This is a genomic window from Roseomonas populi (assembly GCF_024594815.1).
Classification (GTDB): domain Bacteria; phylum Pseudomonadota; class Alphaproteobacteria; order Acetobacterales; family Acetobacteraceae; genus Roseomonas; species Roseomonas populi.
In genome coordinates this window covers 44,235-70,102 of record NZ_JANJOU010000013.1, presented here as the reverse complement: position 1 = coordinate 70,102, position 25,868 = coordinate 44,235, and the positions used below count along the sequence as shown (strand labels likewise).

Annotated in this window: 27 protein-coding genes; 18 read left to right on the top strand and 9 right to left on the bottom strand. The window is 70.8% G+C overall.

Annotated features, from left to right (window positions below; genetic code table 11):
- The first annotated feature begins 45 nt into the window (after positions 1-45).
- Entirely contained in the window at positions 46-420 is a 375-nt protein-coding gene (locus NRP21_RS15855; RefSeq protein ID WP_257717196.1) for a hypothetical protein, read from the top strand.
- Between the two features lie 13 nt (positions 421-433).
- Here NRP21_RS15855 and NRP21_RS15850 read toward each other — a convergent pair whose 3' ends face one another.
- Positions 434-664: a hypothetical protein gene (locus NRP21_RS15850; RefSeq protein ID WP_257717195.1), complete on the bottom strand. Its 231-nt coding sequence runs from the start codon at positions 662-664 to the stop codon at positions 434-436.
- Between the two features lie 209 nt (positions 665-873).
- Here NRP21_RS15850 and NRP21_RS15845 point away from each other — a divergent pair, with 209 nt between their 5' ends.
- Positions 874-1,377 (top strand): YciE/YciF ferroxidase family protein, encoded by a 504-nt coding sequence (locus NRP21_RS15845; protein ID WP_257717194.1) that lies wholly within the window; start codon positions 874-876, stop codon positions 1,375-1,377.
- A 103-nt stretch (positions 1,378-1,480) separates the two neighbouring features.
- Here NRP21_RS15845 and NRP21_RS15840 read toward each other — a convergent pair whose 3' ends face one another.
- Together NRP21_RS15840 and NRP21_RS15835 are read right to left on the bottom strand one after the other, a co-directional pair.
- On the bottom strand, positions 1,481-1,744 hold the full coding sequence (locus NRP21_RS15840; RefSeq protein ID WP_257717193.1) for a DUF167 domain-containing protein: 264 nt from the start codon (positions 1,742-1,744) through the stop codon (positions 1,481-1,483).
- A gap of 59 nt (positions 1,745-1,803) precedes the next feature.
- Entirely contained in the window at positions 1,804-2,187 is a 384-nt protein-coding gene (locus tag NRP21_RS15835) for a hypothetical protein (RefSeq protein WP_257717192.1), read from the bottom strand.
- A gap of 116 nt (positions 2,188-2,303) precedes the next feature.
- Between NRP21_RS15835 and panC the strand changes: the two genes are divergently transcribed.
- Positions 2,304-3,230, top strand: a complete 927-nt coding sequence (gene panC / locus NRP21_RS15830; RefSeq protein WP_257717191.1) for a pantoate--beta-alanine ligase — start codon at positions 2,304-2,306, stop codon at positions 3,228-3,230.
- On the opposite strand, the gene ubiM is transcribed toward panC, so the two are convergent.
- Entirely contained in the window at positions 3,172-4,365 is a 1,194-nt protein-coding gene (ubiM, locus tag NRP21_RS15825; protein ID WP_257717190.1) for a 5-demethoxyubiquinol-8 5-hydroxylase UbiM, read from the bottom strand. The genes panC and ubiM overlap by 59 nt on opposite strands.
- Before the next feature lie 150 nt (positions 4,366-4,515).
- On the opposite strand from ubiM, the gene NRP21_RS15820 reads away from it, so the two are divergent.
- Genes NRP21_RS15820 through ppdK form a run of 3 tightly spaced genes read left to right on the top strand, consistent with a single transcriptional unit; the run spans position 4,516 to position 10,305 of the window.
- Positions 4,516-5,379 (top strand): glycine--tRNA ligase subunit alpha, encoded by an 864-nt coding sequence (locus NRP21_RS15820; protein ID WP_257717189.1) that lies wholly within the window; start codon positions 4,516-4,518, stop codon positions 5,377-5,379.
- Entirely contained in the window at positions 5,379-7,616 is a 2,238-nt protein-coding gene (gene glyS, locus NRP21_RS15815; protein ID WP_257717188.1) for a glycine--tRNA ligase subunit beta, read from the top strand. Before NRP21_RS15820 ends, glyS begins: the two co-directional genes overlap by 1 nt.
- Before the next feature lie 10 nt (positions 7,617-7,626).
- Positions 7,627-10,305, top strand: coding sequence for a pyruvate, phosphate dikinase (ppdK, locus tag NRP21_RS15810; RefSeq protein ID WP_257717187.1), 2,679 nt, complete (start codon positions 7,627-7,629; stop codon positions 10,303-10,305).
- Between the two features lie 58 nt (positions 10,306-10,363).
- Here ppdK and tcuC read toward each other — a convergent pair whose 3' ends face one another.
- Entirely contained in the window at positions 10,364-11,674 is a 1,311-nt protein-coding gene (tcuC, locus tag NRP21_RS15805; RefSeq protein WP_308219903.1) for an MFS transporter, read from the bottom strand.
- 242 nt (positions 11,675-11,916) lie between these two features.
- On the opposite strand from tcuC, the gene NRP21_RS15800 reads away from it, so the two are divergent.
- On the top strand, positions 11,917-12,399 hold the full coding sequence (locus NRP21_RS15800; RefSeq protein ID WP_257717186.1) for a hypothetical protein: 483 nt from the start codon (positions 11,917-11,919) through the stop codon (positions 12,397-12,399).
- Positions 12,400-12,448: 49 nt separating this feature from the next.
- On the opposite strand, the gene NRP21_RS15795 is transcribed toward NRP21_RS15800, so the two are convergent.
- The 4 genes from NRP21_RS15795 to NRP21_RS15780 all read right to left on the bottom strand — a co-directional run bounded on the left by NRP21_RS15795 (position 12,449) and on the right by NRP21_RS15780 (position 15,939).
- Positions 12,449-13,279 (bottom strand): exodeoxyribonuclease III, encoded by an 831-nt coding sequence (locus tag NRP21_RS15795; RefSeq protein WP_257717185.1) that lies wholly within the window; start codon positions 13,277-13,279, stop codon positions 12,449-12,451.
- 7 nt (positions 13,280-13,286) lie between these two features.
- Positions 13,287-13,970 (bottom strand): fumarylacetoacetate hydrolase family protein, encoded by a 684-nt coding sequence (locus NRP21_RS15790; protein WP_257717184.1) that lies wholly within the window; start codon positions 13,968-13,970, stop codon positions 13,287-13,289.
- Positions 13,971-14,430: 460 nt separating this feature from the next.
- Complete coding sequence (locus NRP21_RS15785; RefSeq protein ID WP_257717183.1) at positions 14,431-15,237, bottom strand: gamma-glutamyl-gamma-aminobutyrate hydrolase family protein; 807 nt, start codon at positions 15,235-15,237, stop codon at positions 14,431-14,433.
- Positions 15,238-15,309: 72 nt separating this feature from the next.
- Entirely contained in the window at positions 15,310-15,939 is a 630-nt protein-coding gene (locus NRP21_RS15780; protein ID WP_257717182.1) for a LolA family protein, read from the bottom strand.
- Between the two features lie 166 nt (positions 15,940-16,105).
- Here NRP21_RS15780 and NRP21_RS15775 point away from each other — a divergent pair, with 166 nt between their 5' ends.
- The 11 genes from NRP21_RS15775 to NRP21_RS15725 all read left to right on the top strand — a co-directional run bounded on the left by NRP21_RS15775 (position 16,106) and on the right by NRP21_RS15725 (position 25,865).
- Positions 16,106-16,759 carry a hypothetical protein gene (locus NRP21_RS15775; RefSeq protein WP_257717181.1) on the top strand — a complete coding sequence of 218 codons (654 nt, stop codon included), beginning with the start codon at positions 16,106-16,108 and terminating at the stop codon, positions 16,757-16,759.
- A 100-nt stretch (positions 16,760-16,859) separates the two neighbouring features.
- Complete coding sequence (locus tag NRP21_RS15770) at positions 16,860-17,186, top strand: ArsR/SmtB family transcription factor (protein WP_257717180.1); 327 nt, start codon at positions 16,860-16,862, stop codon at positions 17,184-17,186.
- 164 nt (positions 17,187-17,350) lie between these two features.
- Entirely contained in the window at positions 17,351-18,256 is a 906-nt protein-coding gene (gene coxB / locus NRP21_RS15765; protein WP_257717179.1) for a cytochrome c oxidase subunit II, read from the top strand.
- Positions 18,257-18,279: 23 nt separating this feature from the next.
- Complete coding sequence (gene ctaD, locus NRP21_RS15760; protein WP_257717178.1) at positions 18,280-19,893, top strand: cytochrome c oxidase subunit I; 1,614 nt, start codon at positions 18,280-18,282, stop codon at positions 19,891-19,893.
- A 53-nt stretch (positions 19,894-19,946) separates the two neighbouring features.
- Positions 19,947-20,903 (top strand): heme o synthase, encoded by a 957-nt coding sequence (locus NRP21_RS15755; RefSeq protein WP_408639636.1) that lies wholly within the window; start codon positions 19,947-19,949, stop codon positions 20,901-20,903.
- Positions 20,903-21,055 carry a hypothetical protein gene (locus tag NRP21_RS15750; RefSeq protein WP_257717176.1) on the top strand — a complete coding sequence of 51 codons (153 nt, stop codon included), beginning with the start codon at positions 20,903-20,905 and terminating at the stop codon, positions 21,053-21,055. The genes NRP21_RS15755 and NRP21_RS15750 overlap by 1 nt, the downstream gene beginning before the upstream one ends.
- A gap of 3 nt (positions 21,056-21,058) precedes the next feature.
- Positions 21,059-21,667 (top strand): cytochrome c oxidase assembly protein, encoded by a 609-nt coding sequence (locus tag NRP21_RS15745; protein WP_257717175.1) that lies wholly within the window; start codon positions 21,059-21,061, stop codon positions 21,665-21,667.
- Positions 21,668-21,794: 127 nt separating this feature from the next.
- A complete protein-coding gene (locus tag NRP21_RS15740; RefSeq protein ID WP_257717174.1) occupies positions 21,795-22,664 on the top strand; it encodes a cytochrome c oxidase subunit 3 in 870 nt (289 codons plus the stop codon).
- A 71-nt stretch (positions 22,665-22,735) separates the two neighbouring features.
- A complete protein-coding gene (locus NRP21_RS15735) occupies positions 22,736-23,425 on the top strand; it encodes an SURF1 family protein (protein WP_257717173.1) in 690 nt (229 codons plus the stop codon).
- Complete coding sequence (locus tag NRP21_RS15730; RefSeq protein WP_257717172.1) at positions 23,422-24,903, top strand: carboxypeptidase M32; 1,482 nt, start codon at positions 23,422-23,424, stop codon at positions 24,901-24,903. The genes NRP21_RS15735 and NRP21_RS15730 overlap by 4 nt, the downstream gene beginning before the upstream one ends.
- 11 nt (positions 24,904-24,914) lie before the next feature.
- Positions 24,915-25,865, top strand: coding sequence for a TAXI family TRAP transporter solute-binding subunit (locus tag NRP21_RS15725; RefSeq protein WP_257717171.1), 951 nt, complete (start codon positions 24,915-24,917; stop codon positions 25,863-25,865).
- The last annotated feature ends 3 nt before the right edge of the window (positions 25,866-25,868 follow it).

The following is a 25,868-nucleotide window of genomic DNA, read 5'->3' as shown; positions in this document are numbered from 1 at the left end:
GATATTGGCGCAGTGGTCGGCCTTCGCCGGCCTGGGAAAGCCAACATGAACCGCCGCCTCATCCTGACCGCCCTGCTGGCGCCGCTCGCCCTCGCATCGCTCCCCGCACCGGCAGCGGCGCAGAGCCGCCTGGACTTCACGCTGGTGAACCGCACCGGCTACGAGATCAACGAGGTCTATGTGTCCTCCTCCGCCTCTTCCAACTGGGGCTCGGACATCCTGGGGCAGGACACGCTGGTCAACGGCAACCATACCGACGTCCGGTTCAACCCGGGCGCCCGCGGCTGCCAGTGGGACATCAAGGTCGTCTACACGGACGGCGACGAGACCGAGTGGTCCAAGGTGAACCTTTGCAGCGTCTCGAAGATTACCCTGTTCTGGAACCGGCAGGCCGGCACCACGCGTGCCGTGACGGAGTAGAACCGGCCTCCGCTCAGCCGGGCGGCGCCACCGCCCGGCCGTGCTCCGAAAGAAGGCGAAGCCCGAGCGGCGTTGCCCGGACCGCCTCGCCTCGCCGCACCAGGCCACGATCCACGGCCTCCTCCCACACGCCGAGCCGGGGGCAGGAAGTGCGCCAGGCGTCCATGCACTCCGTATAGGTGCGCGGCGCCCGCGCCACCCATTCTACGAGATCGAGAACCAACGGTTCGGTGATCGCGTTCATGTCCGGCTCCTCCACCGGAATGACACTGCAATCCATGGTACCCCGCCAGCGCAATCCGGGGCGCCGCCGGGAAGCGTGATGCGGCCTTGCCACAGGTTACGCCCGCCGTGCCGCGTGCAACATCCTTCCGGGCCGGGGCGTTTCAGGGGCGGCGGCAAATCGGCCGGCCGATCCCCGACACGCGACACACAGCAGGAAGGCGAACCGCCATGGGCCTTTTCTCGAAGCCGATCAACACGCTGAACGACCTCTTCGTCCACACGCTGCAGGACATCTACTACGCCGAGAACCGGATCACGAAGGCGCTGCCGAAGATGATCGACAAGGCAACGGACCCGCAGCTGAAGCAGGGCTTCGAACTGCACCTGCAGGAGACGAAGAACCAGATCACCCGCCTGGAGAAGGTATTCCAGATGCACGGGGAACCGGTGAAGGGCGTCACCTGCGCCGCCATGGACGGCATCCTCGCCGAGGCCGAGGAGATCATGGGCGAGGTGGGCGACAAGGAGGTGCTGGACGCCGCCATGCTCTCCGCCGCCCAGGCCGTGGAGCATTACGAGATCACCCGCTACGGCACGCTGATCGCTTTCGCCCGCCAGCTCGGCCGGAACGACTGCGCCTCCGTGCTGGAGGAGAACCTCGCCGAGGAGAAGGCGACGGACAAGAAGCTCACCCAACTCGCCGAGAGCAAGGTGAACCGGATGGCGGCGTGAGTCGTTAAGCTCAGGCCTCTACCGATCCACCAGGGGCAAGGGGCGCCGGAACGCCATCCCGATTCGGGATGCGGGCCGGCGCTTCCGCGTCCGTCCCGGGTGGTCAGTCCAGCGCGGCCGCGATCCGTGCCGCCAGGGCTTCCGCCTCTCCTTCCGCCAGCACCGTCTTCTCCCGGGATGTGGTGCCCTGCGCCACGGTGACGCGGGAGTTCGGGATGCCGAGGGCTTCGGCCAGCAGCGCGCAGACGGCCCGGTTCGCGCGGCCATCCTCCGGGGCTTCGTTCACGGCTACCTTGATGCGCGGGCCGTCCGCGCTCTCCACCAAGCCTTGCAGCCCCGGCCGGCGGGCGCGGGGATGCGCCTTCACGCGCAACTCCAGCCCGCCCTCGACGGCGCACCACGCGGAACCGCGCGGGGCAGGGGGCATCAGGCGCGGCGGGGCGCCACCGGGCCGCGGGCCGCGGCCTCCACCCAGGCCCAGCCGCCCAGCGCGGCGCCGACCATTCCCCAGGTGGCGTTGAAGTTCAGCACGGCGATGACGCCCAGCGCCACGGCGGCCGCGCGCACCGCGAAGGGCGCGCCGATGAAGGCCCAGACCCCCAGCGCCATGGCCCCCGCGCCCCAGAGCTGCCAGTGCTGCAGCCAGAGCAGCACCGCGCGCGGCTTGCAGGCGAAGGGCGCGGTGGAGAGATCCAGGCAGAGCGCACCCATCTGGCGCGGCTCCACCTGAAGATGCCGGTATAGCACCATCAGCCCGATGGCCGCGGCCACGGCGAGGACGGCGATCAGGTCGTGCTTCGTGACGCGCATGCCCCGGGAATCGCGCGATCGGACCCGGCGTGCAAGCGGCAACATCGTGGCAGGCGGCTTGACCGGGGTTCCATCCCCAGCCCATGGCTGCGCGGCCATTGAAGGGGGAAGGGACCTTGCAGGTCATCCGCGATCTGGCCGCGCTGCGGGCCGCCACCGCCGGGCTACGGGCCAATGGGCACCGCCTGGCCCTGGTTCCCACCATGGGCGCGCTGCACCGGGGCCACCTCTCCCTGGTGGCGGAGGCGCGGCGGCACGCGGGCGCGGTTGCCACCTCCATCTTCGTCAACCCGCTGCAGTTCGGCCCGAACGAGGACCTGGCGCGCTACCCGCGCGACGAGGCCGGCGACCTGGAGAAGCTGCGCGGCGCCGGCTGCGACCTGGTCTGGATGCCGACCGTGGAGGTGATGTACCCGCCGGGCGCCGCGACCGTGATCGAGGTGGGCGGCCCCTCGGAGGGCTTCGAGGGCGCCGCCCGTCCCGGCCATTTCCGCGGCGTGGCGACCGTCTGCACCAAGCTGTTCCAGCAGACCGGCGCCGATGCGGCGGTGTTCGGGGAGAAGGACTGGCAGCAGCTGCAGGTGGTGCGGCGCCTGGTGGCAGACCTGGACATGCCGATCCGCATCGTCGGCCATCCCACGATCCGGGAGGAGGACGGCCTCGCCTTCTCCTCCCGCAACGCCCGCCTCTCCCCTGAGGAGCGGGCGCTGGCGCCGCTCCTCGCGCGGGAGATGCGGGAGGCGATCTCCGCGATGGAAGGCGGCGCGGCGCCGGAACCCGCGCTGGACGCGGCGCGGGCCCGGCTGCGCGGGGTTGGCTTCGTGCCGGACTACCTGGCGCTGGTGGAGCCGGAAACCATGCGCTCTTGGCGGGAGGGCGCTCCGGGCGAGGCCCGGCTGCTCGCGGCCGCGCGGCTGGGCGACGTGCGCCTGCTGGACAACATGCCGGCCCGCCTGCCTGAGGGCCGGACCTCAGCGCCGGAATCTAGCGCCCTGGCGTCGCCCCCCGGTCCATCAGCATCGCCGAGACCGCCTGCCGGATAGGAGAGAGCGCGCCGCCCACTCGCAGCACCGCGTGGCGCGCCAGCCGCGCCGGCAGGTCCTCCCGCGAGTAGAGGGCCGCGATGGCGTTGGTCGCGGCGTAGAGCGGCCCGGTGGCCAGCCGGTGCGCCGCCTCGAAGCGCCGGAGCACGGCGGGAGCGCCGATGTCGCCGCCCCGCCGCCGCGCCTCCGCCACCGCGTCCGCCAGCGTCTCCGCCCCTCGCAGGCCGAGGTTGAAGCCGTGCGCGGTGATGGGGAGCATCCCCACCGCGGCGTCCCCCGCCAGGGCGAAGCGGGGCGAGGCGAAATGCCGGGCATAGGTGGCGGCCAGAGGATAGCTGTGCCGCGTGCTGGCCAGCCGGACCGGGCCAAGGCCGCGCCGGCGCAGGGCGCGCGTCATCTCCGCCTCGAATGCCAGAGGCGGCAGTTCCATCAGCCGCGCGATCTCCCCCGGGGCGCGGGTGAGCACCAGCGAGGAGGCGCCCCCGTTCAGCGGCAGCAGCGCGACCGTCTGGCCGTAGTCGAACCACTCCGTCGCAACATGCCCGTGCGGCGCCGTGTGCTCCACCCGGCAGACGAGCATGGAGCGCCTGAAATCCCGCACGGAAGCGGCGATGCCCATCTGCTTTCGCGCCTGGGAGAAGCGGGTGTCCGCCGCCACGGTCAGCGGCGCCTGCAGGACCTCTCCCCCGGCCAGGTGCAGCTCGGCGGCGGCCGGACCCGTCGCCACGCGCTCCACCGCGGTGCCGGCGCGCAGGTCGATGGCGGGTACGGACCGGGCCACGCCGTACAGGGCGCGCCGGATCAGGTGGTTGGCGACGAGGAAGCCCAGCGCCTCCGTGCCGCGGCCGGCGCCGCCTGTGTCGAAGGTCAGCGCGAAGGGGTCGGCGCCGTTCAGGACCCGCGCCTGGCGCAGCGGCGAAATGGCTTCGGCGGGGATCAGGTCCCAGGCGCCGATCCGCTCCAGCAGGGCGCGGGAGTGGTGGGTGAGCGCGATCTCGCGCCCGTCGAAGGCGGGATCGGCCAGTGCCGCCTCGGGCTGGCGCTCCACCAGCACGGGGGAGAGCCCCTCCCGCGCGAGAAGGACCGCCAGGGCCAGCCCGACCGGTCCCGCACCGATGATCACCACGTCGTGCAACGAGGGCCGCTCCTTCACGCCTGCCCGCCACCGGGGCTGGTCCCGCAATTTGGGGTGGAGCCGCCAGGGGGCAATCCGCCTGCCTCGTGGGGCCCGGCCCGGGGGGCTTCCTTGCGGCCCTTCCGGGGCGGGCCCTATACCGGCCGCGCCATGAGCACCACGCCCCTACCGTTCCAGGACATGATCCTGGCGCTCCACGCCTTCTGGTCGAAGCAGGGCTGCGCCATCCTGCAGCCCTATGACCTGGAGATGGGCGCGGGCACCTTCCATCCCGCCACGACCCTGCGGGCCCTGGGGCCGAAGCCCTGGCGGGCGGCCTATGTCCAGCCCAGCCGCCGCCCGACGGATGGCCGCTACGGCAACAACCCGAACCGGCTGGGCGCCTACTACCAGTATCAGGTGATCCTGAAGCCGAGCCCGCCCGACCCGCAATCCCTGCTGATCGAGAGCTACCGCGCCATCGGCATCGACCCGATGCTGCACGACATCCGCTTCGTGGAGGATGACTGGGAGAGCCCGACGCTCGGCGCCTGGGGCCTGGGCTGGGAGGTGTGGTGCGACGGGATGGAGGTGACGCAGTTCACCTACTTCCAGCAGGTCGGCGGCATTCCCTGCGCCGTCCCCTCCTGCGAGCTGACCTACGGGCTGGAGCGCCTGGCCATGTACATCCAGGGCGTGGAGAACGTGTACGACCTGAAGTTCAACGCGGCCGGCCTGACCTATGGCGACGTGTTCCTGCGGAACGAGCGGGAATTCTCCGCCTATTCCTTCGAGCACGCGAACGTGCCCGTGCTGTTCCGCCACTTCGCGGAGGCGGAGGAGGAGTGCAACGCGCTCTGCGACGCGGAGCTGCCGCTGCCTGCCTATGACCAGTGCATCAAGGCCAGCCACACCTTCAATCTGCTGGATGCCCGCGGCGCGATCAGCGTGACGGAGCGCGCCTCCTATATCGGCCGCGTCCGCGCCCTGGCGAAGCGGTGTTGCGAGGGCTGGCTGGCCGGGGAGACGGTGTGATGGCCGAGCTCCTTCTCGAGATCCTCTCCGAGGAAATCCCCGCCCGCATGCAGGCCCGTGCCGCGGAGGACCTGGCGCGGCTGATGGCCGAGGCGCTGAAGCCCGCCGGGCTGGCGCTGCAAGGCGCCCGCACCCTCTACGGCCCGCGCCGCATCGCCCTGATCGCGGAGATGCCGGCCGCAACGCCGGCCACCGAGCGCGAGGAGAAGGGCCCCCGCCTGGGCGCGCCGGAGCAGGCGCTGGGCGGCTTCGCCCGCAAGTTCTCCCTGCCGGACGCGGCGGTGGCGGCGATGAAGGCGGCCACGGGCGCCTCCGACACCCCGGTCTATGAGGGAGAGGGGCTGACGATCCTCGCCCGCGCCGAGAAGTCCGGCGCCTCCTTCCTGCTGCGCCTCGCCAACCCCGCGCGTTCCAGCGCCGACGTGCTGGCGGATGCCATCCCCGCCCTGATCCGTCGCTTCCCCTGGCCGAAGTCCATGCGCTGGGGCACCTCGGACCTGATCTGGGTGCGGCCGATGCAGCGCATCCTCTGCCTGCTGGACGGCGAGGTGGTGCCGTTCCGGCTCGCCGATGGTACGGACGACGCGCACGGCCTGCACTCCGCCGACATCACGGAAGGGCACCGCATCCAGTCGCCCGGCGCCTTCGCCGTGGCCTCCGCCGCCGAGTACGAAGCCGGGCTGCGCGAGCGCTCCGTGATCCCCGATGCCGCCGAGCGCGAGCGGATGATCGAGGAGGGCATCGCTGCCCTTGCCGCCGCCGAAGGGCTGGAGGTGGTGCCCGACCGCGGCCTTCTGGCCGAGGTGGCGGGGCTGGTGGAATGGCCCGTGCCCCTGCTGGGCCGGATCGACGATGCCTTCATGGACCTGCCGCCGGAGCTGATGCGGACCACCATGCGGGTGAACCAGCGCTACTTCGCGCTGCGCCGCCCGAACGGGGAGGCTGCTGCCCGCTTCGCGCTGGTGGCGAACATCGACTCCAGGGATGGCGGCGCGGCCATCGTGGGCGGGAACGAGCGCGTGCTGCGCGCCCGCCTTTCCGACGCCCGCTTCTTCTGGGACCTGGACCGCAAGCAGAGCCTGGAATCGTTCCTTCCCAAGCTCGATTCGGTGGTGTTCCACGCCAAGCTCGGCACGCAGGGCGACCGCGTGCGTCGGCTGGAGCGCCTGGCCCGCCACATCGCGCCGATGGTGGGCGCCGATCCCGATCTGGCCGCCCGCGGTGCGAGGCTGGCGAAGGCGGACCTCGCCTCCGGCATGGTGGGCGAGTTCCCGGAGCTGCAGGGCGTGATGGGCCGCTACTACGCGCTTCACGCCGGCGAGGACCCGCGCGTGGCGGAGGCGGTCGGCGCGCATTACCGCCCGCTCGGCCCGGGAGATGCCGTGCCCGCGGAGCCCACCGCCGTCGCCGTGGCGCTGGCGGACAAGCTGGACCAGTTGGCCGGCTTCTTCGCGGCGGATGAGCGCCCGACCGGTTCCGGCGATCCCTACGCGCTGCGCCGCGCGGCGCTGGGCGTGATCCGCATCATCCGCGAGAACGGGCTGCGCCTGCCGCTGGCCGACGCGTTGGCCGAGGCCTTCTTCGGCTATCCCATGGCCCAGGGCAGCACCGCCACGCCGGAATTCGGCATGACGGTCGCGGCGGAGCGGATGAATGCCGGCTGGACGCCGCCCGCCGCTTCGGCCCACCCGCCGATGGTCGCCGCCTTCGCCCAGGGCGTGATCGAGTTCCTCGCGGAGCGCCTGCGGGTGCAGATGCGGGCGGAGGGTCTGCGCCATGACCTCGTGGCCGCGGCCTTCGGCACCTCCGGCGACGACGACCTGAACCGGCTGCTGGCGCGCGCCGACGCGCTGCGCGACTTCCTGTCCTCCGAGGCGGGGACGGACCTGCTGGCCGCCTATCGCCGCGCCGCCAACATCCTGCGGATCGAGGAGAAGAAGGATGGCCGGGCCTATGCCCCCGCCATCGACCCCGGCCTGCTCGGCGCGGCGGAGGAGAAGGCCCTGGCCGCGGCGCTAGAGGCCGCGCGCCCGGAAGTGGGCGCCGCCCTGTCGCGGGAGGATTTCGCGGGCGCCATGGCGGCGCTGGCACCGCTCCGCGCCCCGGTGGATGCCTTCTTCGACCGGGTGACGGTGAACGACCCGGATCGCTCGCTGCGCGGGAACCGGCTAGGCTTGCTGGCGCTACTCCGTGCGGCGATGGACGAAGTGGCGGATATCGCCCGCATCGAAGGCTGAGGAACAGGTCATGACGAGCTGGGTGTATGGCTTCGGCGCCGGTCGCAACGACGGGCGGGCGGAGATGCGGAACCTGCTGGGCGGCAAGGGCGCGAATCTGGCGGAGATGGCCTCCATCGGCCTGCCCGTGCCGCCGGGCTTCACCATCACCACCGAGGTCTGCACCTACTTCACCGGGAACAAGGGCGCCTATCCGGCCGACCTGGACGGGCAGGTGAAGGCGGCGCTCGCGCGGGTGGAGGAAGCTGTCGGGGCAAGGTTCGGCGACGCGGCGAACCCGCTTCTCGTCTCCGTGCGGTCGGGGGCCCGCGTCTCCATGCCGGGGATGATGGACACGGTCCTGAACCTCGGCCTGAACGACGAGACGGTGAAGGGCCTGGAGGCGGCTTCCGGCGATGCCCGCTTCGCCTGGGACAGCTACCGCCGCTTCATCCAGATGTACGGCTCCGTCGTGCTCGGCGTGGACCATCACCGCTTCGAGGAGATCATCGAGGACGCCAAGCTCGCCAAGGGCGTCCACGAGGACACGCAGCTCACCGCCGCGGACTGGCAGCAGGTGGCCGCCGGCTACAAGGAGATGGTGCGCGAGGTGACGGGCGCGGACTTCCCGCTCGACCCCTGGGCGCAGCTCTGGGGCGCGATCGGCGCCGTGTTCGGCAGCTGGATGAATGCCCGCGCCATCACCTACCGCCGCCTGCACGACATCCCCGCGGACTGGGGCACGGCGGTGAACGTCCAGGCCATGGTCTTCGGCAACATGGGCGACGACTGCGCGACGGGCGTGTGCTTCACGCGCGACCCGAGCACCGGCGAGAACATCTTCTACGGCGAGTACCTGATCAACGCGCAGGGCGAGGACGTGGTGGCGGGCATCCGCACGCCCCAGCCCATGTCCGAGGCCCGCGCCAAGCCCGGCGAGCGCAGCATGGAGGCGGCCATGCCCGCCGCCTATGCCGAGCTGGTGGCGGTGCGCGCGACCCTCGAGAAGCACTACGCGGACATGCAGGACATCGAGTTCACGGTCCAGCGCAACAAGCTCTACATGCTGCAGACCCGCAACGGGAAGCGCACGGCGGCGGCCTCCCTCAAGATCGCCGTGGACATGGCGAATGAGGGCCTCATCGACCATGCCGAGGCCGTGCGCCGCGTGAACCCCGGCTCGCTGGACCAGCTGCTGCACCCCACGCTGGATCCGAACGCCAAGCGCAACATGCTGACGCGCGGCCTGCCCGCCTCCCCGGGTGCCGCGAGCGGCGTGGTGGTGTTCAGCGCGGATGAGGCGGAGGCGCGCGCGCAGAAGGGTGAATCCGTCATTCTCGTCCGCGTCGAGACGAGCCCCGAGGACATCCACGGCATGCACGCCGCCCGCGGCATCCTCACCACCCGCGGCGGCATGACCAGCCACGCGGCGGTGGTGGCGCGCGGCATGGGCCGGCCCTGCGTGGCCGGCGCCGGCGGCGTGGTGGTGGACTACGCCGCCCAGGCGCTCTCGGCTGGCGGCGTGGTGGTGCAGGCCGGCGAGACGATCACGCTGGATGGCGGCACGGGCGAGGTCTTCGCCGGCACCGTCGCCATGGTGGAGCCCAAGCTCTCGGGCGACTTCGAGACGCTGATGAGCTGGGCGGACGAGGTGCGCCGCCTGAAGGTGCGCGCCAACGCCGAGACGCCGCTGGACGCGGAAACCGCGCGCAAGTTCGGCGCGGAGGGCATCGGCCTCTGCCGCACCGAGCACATGTTCTTCGACCCGCAGCGCATCTCCGCCGTGCGGCAGATGATCATGAGCGAGACGGAGGCGGGCCGCCGCGACGCGCTGGCCAAGCTGCTGCCCTTCCAGCGCGACGACTTCGTGGAGCTGTTCCGCATCATGGCGGGGCTGCCGGTGACCATCCGCCTGCTGGACCCGCCGCTGCACGAGTTCCTGCCCCACAAGGAGGAGGAGCTGGCCGAGGTGGCGGAGAGCCTGGGCGCCGACCTCGCCACCATGAAGCGCCGCGCGGCCGACCTGTCCGAGGCCAACCCCATGCTCGGCCATCGCGGCTGCCGCCTGGCGATGACCTACCCGGAGATCGCGGAGATGCAGGCCCGCGCCATCTTCGAGGCGGCGGTCATCGTGGCCAAGGAGGCCGAGGCTCCCGTGCCGGAGATCATGGTCCCGCTCGTGGCGACCAAGAAGGAGCTGGAGATCAGCCACGCGCAGATCGACAAGGTGGCGCGCGAGGTCTTCACCGAGGCCGGCATGACCATCGACTACTTCGTCGGCACCATGATCGAGCTGCCGCGCGCGGCGCTGACGGCGGACAAGATCGCCGAGACGGCGGACTTCTTCTCCTTCGGCACGAACGACCTGACCCAGACCACCTTCGGCCTCTCCCGCGACGACGCCGGCAAGTTCCTGCCGCACTACGTGGAGAAGGGCATCCTGCCGAAGGACCCCTTCGTCTCCATCGACGTGGACGGGGTGGGCGCTCTGGTGGAGATCGCGGCGCAGAAGGGGCGGGCCACCAAGCCCGGCCTGAAGCTCGGCATCTGCGGCGAGCACGGCGGCGACCCGGCCTCGATCAACTTCTGCGAGGGGATCGGGCTCGATTACGTCTCCTGCTCGCCCTACCGCGTGCCGGTGGCGCGGCTGGCCGCGGCCCAGGCCGCCCTCGCCAACGCCGCGCCCAGCATGGCCGACCGCACGGCCTGAGGACGTAGCGACGGGGCGGCCTCCCCCGCGAAGGGGAGGCCGCCCGCGCCCGCCGGCATCAGGTGACGACCACGCCCTCGGCCCGTTCCGCCGCGCTCGCGCGGCGGCGCACGGCGAGCGTGGCGATCAGCCCCAGCAGCGCGGCGAAGGACAGCCACAGCCCGGGAACGGCGCGGTTCTCCGTGACATGGATCAGCCAGGTGCAGATCAACGGGGTGAAGCCGCCGAAGATGGCAGTGGCCAGGCTGTAGGCCAGGGAGAAGCCGGCCGTGCGGACCTCCACGGGCATGATTTCCGTCAGGTAGACGACCATGGCGCCGTTGTAGAGGCCGTAGATGAAGGACAGCCACAGCAGCGAGACCAGCAGCCGGGTGAAGGAAGGCGCGCCGACCAGCCAGGAGATGGCGGGGTAGGCGGTCAGCAGCGCCAGCACGCAGCACCCGACCAGCACGGGAAAGCGCCCGAACCGGTCCGAGATCGCCCCGCCCACCGGCAGCCAGAACAGGTTGGAGACGCCGACGAGGAGGGTGACGACCAGCGCGTCGTTGCCGGCCAGGTGCAGCACCTGCTTGCCGTAGGTCGGGGTATAGGCGGTGATGAGGTAGAAGGAGACGGTGGTCATCGTGACCAGCATCATTCCCAGCACCACCAGCCCCCAGTTCTGCGCGAGGGAGCGGAAGATGGCCCCCGCCGTCGGGCGCGCCTGCCGCGCGGCGCGCTGGGCGAACTCCTCCGTCTCGCCGAGGGAGCGGCGCACCCAGAACAGCAGCGGCACGATGAAGCACCCGATCAGCAGCGGGATGCGCCAGCCCCAGTCCGCCATCTGCGCCGGGGTGATGAGGCTGCCGAGCACGACGCCCAGCAGCGCGGTGAAGATCACCGCCACCTGCTGGCTGCCGGACTGCCAGGAGACGTAGAAGCCCTTGTGCCCGGGCGTGGCCATCTCCGCGAGGTAGACGGAGACGCCGCCGAGCTCGGCGCCGGCCGAGAAGCCCTGCAGCAGGCGCCCGAGCAGCACGATCACCGGCGCCAGCACGCCGATCGTGGCGTAGCCCGGGGTGATGGCGAGGGTGAGGGTGCCCAGGCCCATCAGCAGCAGCGTCATCAGCAGCCCGGCCCGGCGGCCGTGGCGGTCGATATAGGCGCCGAGGATCAGCCCGCCGAGCGGGCGCATCAGGAAGCCCACGCCGAAGGTGGCGAAGGAGGCCATCAGGGTGGCGAACTCGCTGTGGCTGGGGAAGAAGGCCGCACCGATCGCAGCCGCATAGTAGCCGTAGACGATGAAATCATACATCTCGAGGAAGTTCCCCGAGGCGACGCGGAAGACGGCCTTCACCTTCTCCCCGCGCGTCATTTCGCTGGTGTCCACCCGAGGATCTCCGCTCCGGAAGCGGCCTTCCGGCCGGCTGATGCCCGCTTGGTACTGCCGCAGCCGAAAGTCTTGGATAGGCGCGCCGCAGAGCAGGGATGCGCCCTGAGCCGGGCATGACGCACACCTATCGCCGGTTGCCCTTCGCGGCGCGCCGCTGATGGCGACGGCGGCCGTGACCTCGCAACCCCGCCCAGAGGCCGCTCGTTCCCCACGCGCCTGGGGATTGAGGAGTGGCGGCGATGCGCGGCTTGGCGGTGATGGTGGCCCTGGCCCTTGCGGGCGTTCCGGCCGCGCTTCCGGCGCAGACAGTGGGGCAGGCCGGCCCGGTCAGCGGCACACCGGCCGGCGACTCCACCCCGGCGCCGGACCTGCCCACCTATGGAAGACAGTTGCAGGCCGTCGTGGAGAAGCTTCGCAGCGCCGCCGAGCGCCCGGATACGAAATCCGCCACCGAGGGCGGGCACTCGGAGCGGGCGGGCCGGCTGGACCTGCTACGCACCATGCAGGAGGCGGTGGGTGTCGTCCGCGCCGCGCCCGCCGACTACCGCAACCAGCCGGAGTTCGAGGAGACGGAGCGCAGGGTCCGCACCATCACCCAGCGCGTCCAGGGGCAGCACGAGCCCGCCGATCTGAACAAGCCGGCAGAAGAAATCATCTCGGCGATCGAGGCGTTGCAGGCGAAGGTGGCCGCGGCGGGCGCGTCCGGCTCCCCCCGCGGCTGAACGCCCGCTCTCGGGCCCGGAGGTGCAAGCCTCCTCCGGGCGATCCGCCCTAGACGACGATCTCCATCAGCACCGGCACGTGATCGCTCGTCTGCGGCCAGTCGCGCGCGTCCTTCAGCACCGCGTGCCGCCGCAGCCCGCCCGCCAGATCCTGGCTGACCCAGACATGGTCCAGGCGCCGGCCGCGATCCGCCGCGCGCCAGTCCTTCGCGCGGTAGGACCACCATGTGTAGAGCTTCTGGTCCGCCGGCACGAAATGGCGAAGGGCGTCGTACCAACCCCCGGCCGCGATCCAGCGGCCCATCGCCTCCACCTCCACCGGGGTGTGGGAAACGACGCCGAGCATCTGCTTGTGGCTCCAGACATCGTGCTCCATCGGCGCGATGTTCAGGTCCCCGACCAGAACGGAACGGCGCGCCGGGCCGCGCGCGGCGGTCCAGGCCGTCACTTCCGCCAGGAAGTCCAGCTTGTGGGCGAATTTCGGGTTCGCCCCCCGGTCCGGCACGTCGCCGCCGGCGGGAACGTAGAAGTTGTGCACCTCCATCGGCCCGCCCGGCAGATCGACGGACACGCCGAGGTGCCGGCAATCGCCCTTGCCGCACCAGTCCTGCCAATCCGGCATGCGCGTGAGCGGCAGGCGGGAGAGGACGGCGACGCCGTTGTAGCCCTTCATCCCCGTGATGATTCGATGGGTGAAGCCCAGCGCTTCCGCCGCCTCGTGCGGGAAGTGCTCGTCCGGGGTTTTCGTCTCCTGCAGGCACAGGACATCCGGGTTGAGCTCGTCCATCACCTGCCGCAGCAGGGGCGCGCGCAGGCGGACGGAGTTGATGTTCCAGGTGGCCACGCGCAGGGGCGTGGCCACCGCGGCCGGTGCGGTCACGGGCGGATCAGGCGATCCGGGTGGTGACGGTGCCGACGCCCTCGACCACGCCCTCCAGCAGGTCGCCCTTCTGCACGGCGGCCACGTTCTCAGGCGTGCCCGTCATGATCAGGTCGCCGGGGGCGAGCTTCACGAGGCGGGAGAGGTTCGCGATCACCTCCGGCACGGACCAGATCAGCTTCGAGAGATCAGAGGTCTGGCGAACCTGGCCATTCACCTTCAGCTCGATCTTGCCCTTGCTCACGTCAATCCCGGCGGCCGGCACCAGCTCGCCCATCGGGGCGGACTGATCGAAGCCCTTGCCCATGTCCCAGGGGCGGCCGCCCTTCTTGGCCTCGGCCTGCAGGTCGCGGCGCGTCATATCCAGGCCGGCGCAGTAGCCCCACACGTGATTCATCGCGTCCGCCTCGGCGATGTCGCTGCCGCCCACGCCGATCGCGACCACCAGCTCCATCTCGTGGTGTAGGTCCTTCGTCATGGTGGGGTAGGGCATGTCGGCGCCGTTGATCACCACCGCGTCGGCCGGCTTGGTGAAGTAGAAGGGCGGCTCACGGTCGGGATCGCTGCCCATCTCGCGCGCGTGCTCGGCGTAGTTGCGGCCCACGCAGAAGATCCGGCGCACGGGGAAGAGGCCGCCGCCGCGCACGGGCAGTGCGGCGACCGCGGGCGGGGCGATGACGTAGTCGGCCATTGGACGATCCGATCCGGTTCCTGGAACGGCGCAAGGGTATAAGGGGCTGTGCGCGGCGCGGATACCCCGGTGCCTGTGCCCCGGCGGCAACGGTTCCCAGGGAAGGCTGAGTGGGAATGCAACCGCTGCTGGTGGCTCCCGGTTAGTTTCCCATGACCGCAGATTTTACGATCGCGGCGGAGCCTCACCAGGGCGGGGGTGGCGGGCGTAAAGGATCCGCAAAAAGAAGTGGCGCCCGGTGAGGGGGGTCACCGGGCGCCGGATACGCTACTTCCGATCGGAGTTCTCTTTGGTCGGGTGAGCCGGCAGGGGATACCGGAGCACCACCGGCTTTAAGCCGGCGAAGGAACATTACTCATATCCACAGGGGGAATGCAAAGCGCGGAAGCATTTCCGTGATCACAGAACCGTGAGGAAGGCTGGAATTCCTGGGCTGTAAAGAGGCGTTTCCGTCGGCCCCTTACTCCGCCGCCACAGGGGCAGGAGCCAGCCTGCGCACGGCCTGGCGATGTCCGAATTCTTCGGCGGCCTCCCCGAACCGCTCGAAGATCCGGCGGGAGAGGGGATCACGTTCCCAATCGTACTCCGGGTGCCATTGAACGCCGAGCGCAAATCCGGGCGCGCCCTCGATGCTCGCGGCCTCGATCGTCCCGTCCGGCGCCCAGGCCTCGGCCCGCAGCCGAGGCGCGGGCCGCGCGACACCTTGATTGTGCAGGGAATTCACGGGAACGGTCGAGGCATCGTAGTCCAACCCGGCCCAGAGCCGCGCCAGCCCGCTGCCGGGGGCCACCCGCACCGGATGGGCCTTGCCCGTCCGCACCCGGGCAATGCTCTGATCGGAAGGGGTGGAGTGATCCATCCGGCCCTCCAGATCCTGGATCCGCTGGTCCAGCGAGCCACCCAAGGCGACGTTCAACTCCTGAAAGCCGCGGCAGATCGCCAGGAGGGGCACCCCGGCGGCCACGGCCGCGCGGATGAGGGGGAGGGTGGTCGCGTCTCGCGCCTCGTCCTCCGGCGTGCCCTCCACGTGCTGAGGTCCGTCATAGTAAACCGGGCAGACATTGGAGCGGCTGCCGGTCAGCAGCAGCCCGTCCAGCCGGGAGAGGAGCTCGCGAGAGACGGATTCGCCAGCCGCCGGCAGCAGCACGGGCATCCCGCCCACGGGGCCGAGGATGACCCGGACGTAGTGGTCCGATGCCGCATGGTTCGGCATCCCCGTGGGGCCGAAGGGTTTCACGCAGCAGGAGATGCCGATCAGGGGCCGCATGACCGTTATGTTGCGGATGCACCGTGTCAGCTTCAAGGCGAAAGCTGCGCGGTGCCCGCAAGGCAGGCGAGACTAGTTGTTGTCCACCGGTCCTTGCATGAAGCGGGGGTCGTTGAAGTCGAAGGTGGCGCGCTCCAGCCTGATGCCTGTCTCGATAGCCGAGAGGGTCACGCGGGTGGTGCGCCCCTGGCCATCCACCACCAGCCACTGCCGCAGTTCCATCGGGTTGTCGGCCAGCACGAGGGTGATCCGCCCCTCGGAGGGGTTGGCGGTGCGGAAAAGGGTGACGCGGAGGAAGCCGGCCTCGCGCTGCAGCGCGCTCACCGTCACCTCGCCGCTGAGGGTGATGCGGTCCCGTAGCAGGATGCCGAGCGGGGTCGATCCGACCGGCACGATCGAGGGCTGCCGCAGCTCCTTGTCGTAGTGCATGAACTGCCCGGCATTCGCGACGAGCAGCAGGGGCTCCGGCGGGTCGTAGTCGAAGCGCATCCGGCCGGGCCGCCAGATCAGGGCCGTGCCCTGGGCCGTGGCGCCGTTCTGCGCGATCTGGATGAAGCGGGCACGAAGCGTGGTGATGCTGTTGAGATAAGCCTCCACCCGCTGCAGGTCTGCCCGGTCGCGGGGGGAGGCGGTACCCTGGGCCAAGGCCGGGACAGCCAGTGGCAGGAGGGCGAGGGCGGGCAGGATCTGGCGGCGTCGCATCGCCGGGACATGGCGCGCCCGGCGGCGCGGGGGAAGAGGCGGCGGGACACCTCTGCGTCAGCGCCAAGCGGGCGGCCGCGCGTTAACCGGGCGGCAAGGCTCCCGGCCGTCTCCTCGGCGAATGGAAATCCTGGCCGCCGAATCCGATCGTTCCACGGTCCCGTCCATGCTCAGGGGCGCGATCGCCGAGGCAACCTCCGATAGGGCAGGGGCGCCCGCATTGCCGGTGGCGCTGGTGCTCCTTCCCGTGCCGCCCGGCGGCCTCGGCGGCCTCGGCGGCCTCGGCGGCCTCGGCGGGCTTCGGGCCGTGCTCGATTCCCTGGCGCGCTCCCGCGGGGCCGGCGACCTGCCGGCGGCACCCGGGTCCCTGGCCGTGCTGGTCCTGGCCGCGGAGCCGGAGGTGCTGGCGGTGGTAGAGGACGTGGCGCCCGGCTACCCCTTTCCCCTCCGTGTGGAGGAAGGGCTGGGCGACGCGGTGCTGGCTATGCGCCAGGCGGCGGCATGGGCCGCCACCCTCGGAGTGCAGGGGGCACCGCTGCTGATCGCGGCCCCCGGCCGGCCGGTGGCGCCGCGCTGGGCCTATGGATTGCTGGCGGCCTTGCGGGACGGCGCGGACATCGTGACGCGCCGGGCCGGATTCTGGGAGAGGCTGCTGGCCGGCGCTCACCTGCCCGCGGCGCTCTCCGGCAGGGCGCAGGCGGCGATGGAGGGCTGGACCGCGGGCAGCGGCCGGCTGCGCCCCGGTGCGGCCTGGACGGAGCGCGATTCCCCCTGGCGCCGGCCCGCGGCGGCCGGGCTGCGCGCCGTGCAGGCCGGATAAAGCTCGGGGATCGGGCCCCGGCCGCTTTTCCCTTGCGCGAGCGCCCTGGACAGACCGGCCCGCCGCCCCGAGACTCGGCGTAACAAGGGCGAGGTGAGTGGTGAGGGGCAGAATAGGCGAGGACCAGGTGGTGGAACTGGCCGAGATGTTCCGGCTGATGAGCGACCCCACGCGCCTGAGCATCATCCTGGCCTGCCTGGATGCCCCGGCCTCCGTGGGCGAGATGGCGGAGCGGATCGGCATTTCCGGCAGCCTCGTGTCCCACCACCTGCGCCTGCTGCGCGCGGCGCGGCTGCTGCAGGCGGACCGGCGGGGGCGGCAGGTTTTCTACGCCGTGATGGACGAGCACATCCGCTCCATGCTGACGGACATGGTGGACCATGTGGCCGAGGGCGAGGCCGAGGGCGAGGTGGCCGCCCCGAACTGACCTTGGAACTGACCGGCGGTGTGCCCCGCAACCTTGTGTCACGGGGCGCCGCATGATTAGTGTCCGGTTGCGTTCCGTACCGCGTTCAATTGGACAGGTCCGGGGCGGGCGCACGCCAGTGGCGTGCGGCACGACAGGGCGGAAAATCGGATCAGGACAGCGGAATGCGGCGGATTCTATCAACAGTCCTGGCCTCAGTGGCCCTGCTGGGCCTGGCGGGGGCTGCCATGGCCCAGTCCGCCGCTCCGGGTGAGGCGCTGGGCGTGCCGCACCCTTGGGGGCTGGGCCTGCAGGAGGCTTTCGGGCCGGTGAAGGCGGCGATTCACGACTTCAACGACCTCGTCCTCTACATCATCATCGCCATCACCATCTTCGTGGCCGGCCTGCTGGCCTGGGTGATCTGGCGCTACGATTCCCGCCGCAACCCCGTCCCCTCGCGCACCAGCCACCACACCATGCTGGAAATCGCCTGGACGGTGCTGCCGGTGCTGATCCTGCTGATCATCGCCATCCCCTCCTTCCGCCTGATCTACTACGAGGACCGGGCGCGGGAGGCGGACCTGACGATCAACGTGCAGGGGCGCCAGTGGTACTGGCACTACGGCTACCCGGATAACGGCAACTTCGAGTTCGACAGCTATCCGATCGCCGATGCCGACCTGAAGCCCGGCCAGCTGCGGAACCTTTCGGTGGACAATCCCCTGGTGGTGCCGGTGGGCGCCACGGTGCGGGTGATGACCACGGGCCACGACGTGATCCACAGCTTCTTCGTGCCGAGCCTGGGCGTGCAGAAGTACACCATCCCCGGCCGCACCATGGAAACCTGGTTCCGCGCCGACCGGGAGGGGACCTTCTACGGCCAGTGCAACCAGATCTGCGGCAACAACCACTGGTTCATGCCGATCGCCGTCCGCGCCGTGCCCCGCGAGGAATTTGATCGCTGGGCCGCCGAGGCCAAGACGAAGTTCGCCGAAGGGCAGGGGCCAGGCTGGCCGGAGCGCGACCGCGCCACCTCCGTCGCCGCTCTCACCGATCCCTCTGCCGCTTCCCCCGGGGAGGCCCGCCGGTAAGGCGGCCTGACAGGAAGACAGCCATGGCGCACGCCGCGCACGACACCCACGCCCATGACAACCACGGGCACGACGACCACAACCATGCGCCGGGCTTCGTCTCGCGCTGGTTCTTCTCGACCAACCACAAGGATATCGGCACCCTCTACATCATCTTCTCGGTGGTGGCGGCCTTCCTCGGCGTCGGCCTCTCCGTCCTGATGCGGATGGAGCTGCAGCAGCCGGGGCTGCAGATCTTCGCCAACGGCCAGATGTGGAACGCCATGGTCTCCGCCCACGGGCTGGTGATGGTGTTCTTCGTGGTCATGCCCGCCCTGATCGGCGGATTCGGCAACTGGTTCGTGCCGATCATGATCGGCGCGCCGGACATGGCCTTCCCGCGGCTGAACAACATCTCCTTCTGGCTGATCGTGCCGGCCTTCATGCTGCTCGGCGCTTCCATGTTCGTCGGCCAGGGCGCCGGCGCGGGCTGGACCATCTACCCGCCGCTTTCGGACAGCGCCTACCAGTCCGGCCCCTCCATGGACATGGCGCTCTTCGCCCTTCACCTGGCGGGCGCCTCCTCCATCCTCGGCGCGGCCAACTTCATCACCACCATCTTCAACATGCGCGCCCCGGGCATGACGCTGCACAAGATGCCGCTCTTTGTCTGGGCGATGCTGGTCACCGCCTTCCTGCTGCTGCTCTCCGTCCCCGTGCTCGGCGGCGCGATCACCATGCTGATCACGGACCGCAACTTCGGCACGGCCTTCTTCAAGCCTGAGGGCGGCGGCGACCCCGTGCTGTTCCAGCACCTCTTCTGGTTCTTCGGCCACCCCGAAGTCTACATCATGATCCTGCCGGCCTTCGGCATCGTCTCCCACGTGCTGTCCACCTTCAGCCGCAAGCCGATCTTCGGCTACCTCGGCATGGCCTATGCCATGGTGGCGATCGGGGTGGTGGGCTTCGTGGTCTGGGCGCATCACATGTTCACCTCCGGCATCTCGGTGGACACGCGGGCCTACTTCATGGCCGCCACGATGATTATCGCGGTCCCCACGGGCATCAAGATCTTCTCCTGGATCGCAACGATGTGGGGCGGGTCCATCCAGTTCAAGACACCGATGCTCTTCGCCATCGGCTTCGTCTTCCTGTTCACCGTCGGTGGCGTCACGGGCGTGAAGCTGGCCAATGCCGGCGTGGACGTGATCCTGCACAATACCTACTACGTGATCGCCCACTTCCACTATGTTCTGTCGCTGGGCGCCGTGTTCGGCATCTATGCCGGGTTCTACTACTGGATCGGCAAGATGAGCGGCTACCAGTACCCGGAGCTCTGGGGGAAGATCCACTTCTGGCTCACCTTCATCGGCGTGAACCTGACCTTCTTCCCCATGCACTTCCTGGGTGCCCAGGGCATGCCGCGCCGCTACCCGGACTACCCGGATGCCTTCGCGGGCTGGAACCTGGTCGCCTCGCTGGGCGCCTATATCTCGGCCGCCTCCTTCCTGGTGTTCATCTATGTCGTCTTCCTCACCTTCGTCCGGAAGGAGAAGGCGGCGGCGAACCCCTGGGGCGAGGGCGCGACGACGCTGGAGTGGCAGGTTTCCTCTCCCCCGCCCTTCCACACCTTCGATGAGCTGCCGCGGATCCGCTGAACCACAGCTTTCCGTTGCGATTTCAGGGCCCGGAGGGGTAAGAGACACCCGCCATGAGTGACCTGATGAGGAGGGGGGCCGCGGCCCCCCTCGACGTTTCCGCCGACTGGTCGGAGCTGCGGGACTGGATCTCGCTCCTCAAGCCCCGGGTGATGACGCTGGTAGTCTTCACCGGGCTGGTGGGGATGCTGGTGGCCCCGGGGCGCATCCACCCCACCCTGGGCGCCGTCGCCATCCTCTGCATTGCGGTGGGCGCGGGCGCGGCCGGCTGCATCAACATGTGGTACGACCGGGATATCGACGCGGTGATGCGCCGCACCGCCCGTCGCCCCATCCCGGCTGGCCGGGTGGAGCCGGGCGCGGCGCTGGCTTTCGGCATCTTCCTGGCCGTCATGTCCGTGCTGCTGATGGGGCTGGCCACCAACGCGGTGGCCGGGGCCTGGCTGGCCGGATCCATCCTCTTCTACGTTTTCATCTACACGATGTGGCTGAAGCGCCGGACGCCGCAGAACATCGTCATCGGCGGCGCGGCGGGGGCCTTCCCGCCCGTGATCGGCTGGGCCGCGGTGACGGGCGGGGTGGACGTGCTGCCCCTGCTCCTCTTCGCCATCGTCTTCGTCTGGACACCGCCGCACTTCTGGTCCCTCAGCCTCTGGGCGCATGACGACTACCAGCGGGCTGGCGTGCCCATGCTGCCCGTCACGGCCGGTGCGCGGGAGACGCGGCGCCAGATCATGGCCTACACCGTCCTCCTGGCTCCGCTCGGCCTCGCGCCGGTGCTGCTCGGGCTGGCGGGCTGGGTCTACGGCGCCTACGCCCTGTCCCTCGGCGCCGGCTTCCTGCTCCATGCCTGGCGCGTGCTGCGGGAGCCGCAGGATGCCGCCGGGGTGAGCCTGGAGGGTGACAAGGCGGCTCGCGCGGCCTTCCGCTTCTCCCTGCTGCACCTGGCCGGGCTCTTCGCGGCGCTCGCGCTGGACCACTGGCTGCGTACCGTGGGGGTCCTCGGCTGATGGCGCTGGAACCCGCCCGCATGTCGGAGGAGGAGGCGGCCGCCTTCTATCGCCGCCGCAGGGGCCGCAACATCGGGATGCTGGTGGTCCTGGTGGCCCTGGTGGCGATCTTCTACGCCATCACCATGGCCAAGCTGACCTCGGGGGGCTGACCGGTGCAGGACCCCATCGCCCGCCGCAACCGCCGCAACCGCCGCACCGGGATCGCCGTGCTCGGCGTCGTGGCGGGCATGGCCGGGCTCTCCTTCGCCGCCGTGCCGCTCTACGCCGTGTTCTGCCAGGTCACCGGCTACAACGGCACGGTGCAGACGGGTGGCCCCGCCGCCCCGGGCGCGACGGAGCGGCAGGTGACGATCCGATTCGCGGCCACCACCCACCCCGGCCTGCCCTGGCGATTCGAGGCGGCGCAGGGCTCCATGCCCGTCCACCTCGGCGAGCAGGGCCTGGCCTTCTATCATGCAGCCAACGAGACGGACCGGGCTGTGGAGGGGGTGGCCACCTACAACGTGACGCCGGAGGTGGTGGGCAAGTACTTCCACAAGACCGCCTGCTTCTGCTTCGACGCCCAGACTCTGCAGCCCGGCCAGTCCGTGGACATGCCCGTCTCCTTCTGGGTGGATCCCGCCATTGCGCAGGACCCGAACACGCGGGACATCCGCACCATCACCCTCAGCTATACGTTCTTCCGCACCCTGGCGGACGCCGAGCGCACGGGCGCGCTGGCCAGCGCCGGGCCGCATGTCGGGCGCGCCACGACACCCTGACGATGCTCGGCCCGCCGCGTTGTTGTGGGGGCCGAACCCTTGATCCCCATCCCTGTTTGCGGGATTGATGCTTGAACGCGCCGGGGCACCGCCCCCCATAACGAGACCCCAAGAACCAGGACGTGTGATGGCGACCCTCGATACGACCACGGCCGATATCACGCTCGACCCGAACGAGCCGCCGGCGCCGCACAAGCACCCGTACCATCTCGTCGATCCGTCCCCCTGGCCGCTCGTCGCCTCCTTCTCCGGCGCGGCGCTGCTCTTCGGGATCGTCCTCTGGTCGCACTACAACATCCACTGGATGTTCGGCCTCGGGCTGCTCGGCGTCCTCACCTCCATGTACTTCTGGTGGCGGGACGTGGTGCGCGAATCGAAGCAGCCGGGGGTTCACACGCCGATCGTCCGCATCGGCATGCGCTACGGCATGGCGCTGTTCATCGCCTCCGAGGTGATGTTCTTCGTGGCCTTCTTCTGGGCCTTCTTCCACTTCGCCCTCTACCCGGAGCACGTCTCGGGCGCGACGGAGGCGATGTGGCCGCCCAAGGGCATTCACACCTTCGACCCCTTTGGCCTGCCCTTCCTGAACACGATGATCCTGCTGCTCTCGGGCTGCACCGTCACCTGGGCGCACCACGCGCTGATCGAAGGTGACCGGAAGGGGATGCTGCAGGGGCTGGCGCTGACGGTCGGGCTGGGCCTCTTCTTCACCACCCTCCAGGCAGTCGAGTACGCGGAGGCGCCCTTCGCCTTCTCCGGCGGCGGCGTCTATCCCTCCACCTTCTTCCTCGCCACGGGCTTCCACGGCTTCCACGTGATCGTCGGCACGATCTTCCTCCTGGTCTGCCTCATCCGCGGCTGGCGGGGCGACTTCACCCCGCGCCGGCACTTCGGCTTCGAGGCGGCGGCTTGGTACTGGCACTTCGTGGACGTGGTGTGGCTCTTCCTCTTCGTCTGCATCTACGTCTGGGGCGCCGGGCCGATCGCCGAGCACTGAGGCCCCGGCCTATTGGATGACCGAACCCCGTCCGGGCCTTCCGGGCGGGGTTCGCTTTTGAAGGGTTCCCAATGACGCCCCGCCGGCGCCGCATTCTCCCGGCCGTGCTGGCCTCGATCCCCGTGCTGGCGGTGCTGCTGGCGCTGGGCACCTGGCAGGTGCAGCGGCTGCACTGGAAGACCGAGCTGCTGGCCACCATCGCGGCCGCCGAGGCGGGCCCGCCCGTGCCGCTTTCTGCCGCGCCGCAGCCCTTCACCAAGGTCGCCGTCACCGGCCGCTTCCGCCACGACCTGGAGGCGACGCTCGGCGCCCAGGTGCGCGGCGCCGTTCTCGGCACGCACCTCATCACGCCGCTGGAGGCGGAGGGGCTGCCCCCTGTGCTGGTGAATCGCGGCTGGGTGCCCATGCAACGGGACGGCGCTGCGATCATCCGGCCGGCGGGAACGGTGACGGTGGTGGGCTACGTCTCTCCGCCGCATGACCGGGACCTCTTCGCCGCCACCGACGACGTGGCCGGCCGCCGTTTCTACACCGCTGACGCGCGGGCCATCGGCGCGGCGCTGGGGCTTCCCGGCACGATGGCGGACCTGCTGGTGGCCCTCCGCACCGCGGATACCCCGCGCGATGCCCTGCCGCAGCCGGCGGAGACCCTGCCGCGGCCGCCCAACTCCCATCTTGGCTACGCCATCACCTGGTACGGGCTCGCCGCCTCGCTGCTGGGCGTGCTGGTCGCCTGGGCCATCCGGAAGGACGACGCATGAACGCATCCTACGCCCGCCTGAAGGACCGCTTCGCCCGCATCGCCACCCTCGGGGAGTGTTCGGCGATGCTGGGCTGGGATGCCTCGGCCATGATGCCGCCCGGCGGCGGCGCGGCGCGGGGAGAGCAACTGGCGGTTCTGGCCGGCCTCTCCCATTCCATGCTGGTGGCGTCCGAGGTGGCCGACGAGCTGGCTGGCGCAACGGCAGAGGGGCCCTGGGACGAGGCCAACCTCTCCCTCATGCGCCGCGCCCATCTCCGCGCCACCGCGATGAGCGCCGATCTGGTGGAGGCTGTGGCGCGCGCCAACTCCGCCTGCGAGAAGGTCTGGCGCGAGGCCCGGCCCAGCTCCGACTTCGCCGCAGTGCGCCCCTGGCTGGAGGATGTCGTGCGCCTCCAGCGCGAGACCGCCGCCGCGCTGGCCGACGCCACGGGGCTCTCCCCCTACGACGCGCTGATGGACGCCTACCAGCCCGGCATCGCCGCCGCGGACGTGGAGCCCGTCTTCGCCGCCTACGAGGCCTTCCTGCGGGACGCGCTGCCCCGGGCCGAGGCGATCCAGGCCGCCCGCCCCGCGCCGGTCGAGCCGCAGGGGCCCTTCCCGATGGAGGTGCAGCGCGCCCTGGGCCGCCGCCTCTCGGAACGCGCCGGGCTGGACTACGAGCACGCCCGGCTGGACGAGAGCGCACACCCCTTCTGCGGCGGCACCCCCACCGACGTGCGCCTGACCACCCGCTACACGCCGGACGCCTTCGGCCAGGCGCTGCTGGGCATCCTGCACGAGACCGGCCACGCCCTGTACGAGCGCGGGCTGCCCGAGCCCTTCGCCCGGCAGCCCGTGGGCGAGGCCGCCGGCATGGCCGCGCACGAGTCCCAGAGCCTCATCATCGAGATGCAGGCCGCCCGGTCGGATGCCTTCCTCTCCTGGCTCGGGCCGGAGCTGCACGCGGCCTTCGGCGGCGATCCGGCGGCCTACTCGGCGGCGAATCTCGGCCGGCTCTGGCGCCGGGTGGAGCGCGGCTTCATCCGCACGGAGGCCGACGAGATCACCTACCCCGCCCACGTCATCCTGCGCTTCCGGCTGGAGCGCGCGCTGATCGCCGGGGACCTTTCCGTGGCTGATCTCCCCGGTGCCTGGGCGGAGGGGCTGCAGGCGCTGCTCGGCATCACCCCGCCTGACGACCGGCGCGGCTGCCTGCAGGACATCCACTGGTACGACGGCGCCTTCGGCTACTTCCCCTCCTACACCCTCGGCGCCATGGCGGCCGCGCAGCTCATGCAGACGGCCCGCGCCGCGCTGCCGGGGCTGGACGATGCCCTGGGGCGGGGAGACTTCGCGCCGCTCCTGGGCTGGCTACGGACCTCCGTGCACGGCAAGGGCTCGCTGCTGGGCTTCCAGGACCTGATGACGGCCGCCACCGGCCGGCCGCTCGACCCCTCGGCCTTCATGGAGCACCTTCGCGCCCGCTACCTGAGCTGAGAGACACCGCCATGGACCAGCCACCGCGCCTGCGCCGCCGCGCGGCCCTTGCCCTCGCCGCCGCGCTGCCCGGTGCGGCCCTGGCCCAGCCGGCCGTTGGCCTCACCCTCGCCACCGCGACGCCGGGCGGCGGCTTCCCCGCCTATGGCGACGCCCTGATTGCCGCGCTGGGCGGCGTGGATCCGGCGCTCCGCCTCACCCCGCGCAACACGGCGGGAAGCACGGAGAATGCGCGGTTGCTGGCGGATGGGGCGGTGGACATCGCCCTGGTCGCCGGTGAGGTGGCGACGGGAGCCCTGGCCAGCGGGCGCGGCCTGTCGGTCATCACCGCCATCTACGCGACGCCCGGCCTCTTCGTGACGCGGGGCGATTCGCCGGCCACCTCCCTCACTGACCTGGTCGGGAAGCCGATTGCCTGGGGCGCGGGTGGTTCCGGATTCGTCGTGCTCGCCCGGCGCATCCTCGGCGGGCTGGGGCTGGACATCGATCGCGACTTCCGGCCGGTCTATCTCGACCACGTCGGCGAGGGGCCGGGGATGGTGGAGAGCGGGCGCGTGGCCGCGCTCTGGGGCGGCGGCGCGGGCTGGCCGGCCTTCACGGCCATCGCCTCCGGCCCGGCCAGGGCGAGGTTCATCCCCCTCGACGAGGCCGAGCGCCGCAGGGCCATGTCGGCCGATCCCATCATCCGCGAGATGGTGCTGCCAGGGGGGAGCTATCCCGGCCAGTCCGCACCCGTCACCTCCGTCGGCACCTGGAGCTACATCCTGGCCCGTCCGGGCCTGCCGGAGGATGTCGCCTACAGGCTCGCGGCGGCGATCGACGCCGCCCGGCCCGGCATCGCGGCGCGCCTGCCGCAGGGCCGCGAGACGACACCTGAGAACACCCGGCGCTCCGTGCCGGACGTGGCGATGATCCACCCCGGTGTGCGGCGCCTGCTGGTGGAAAGGAGAATCGCGGGCTGAGCG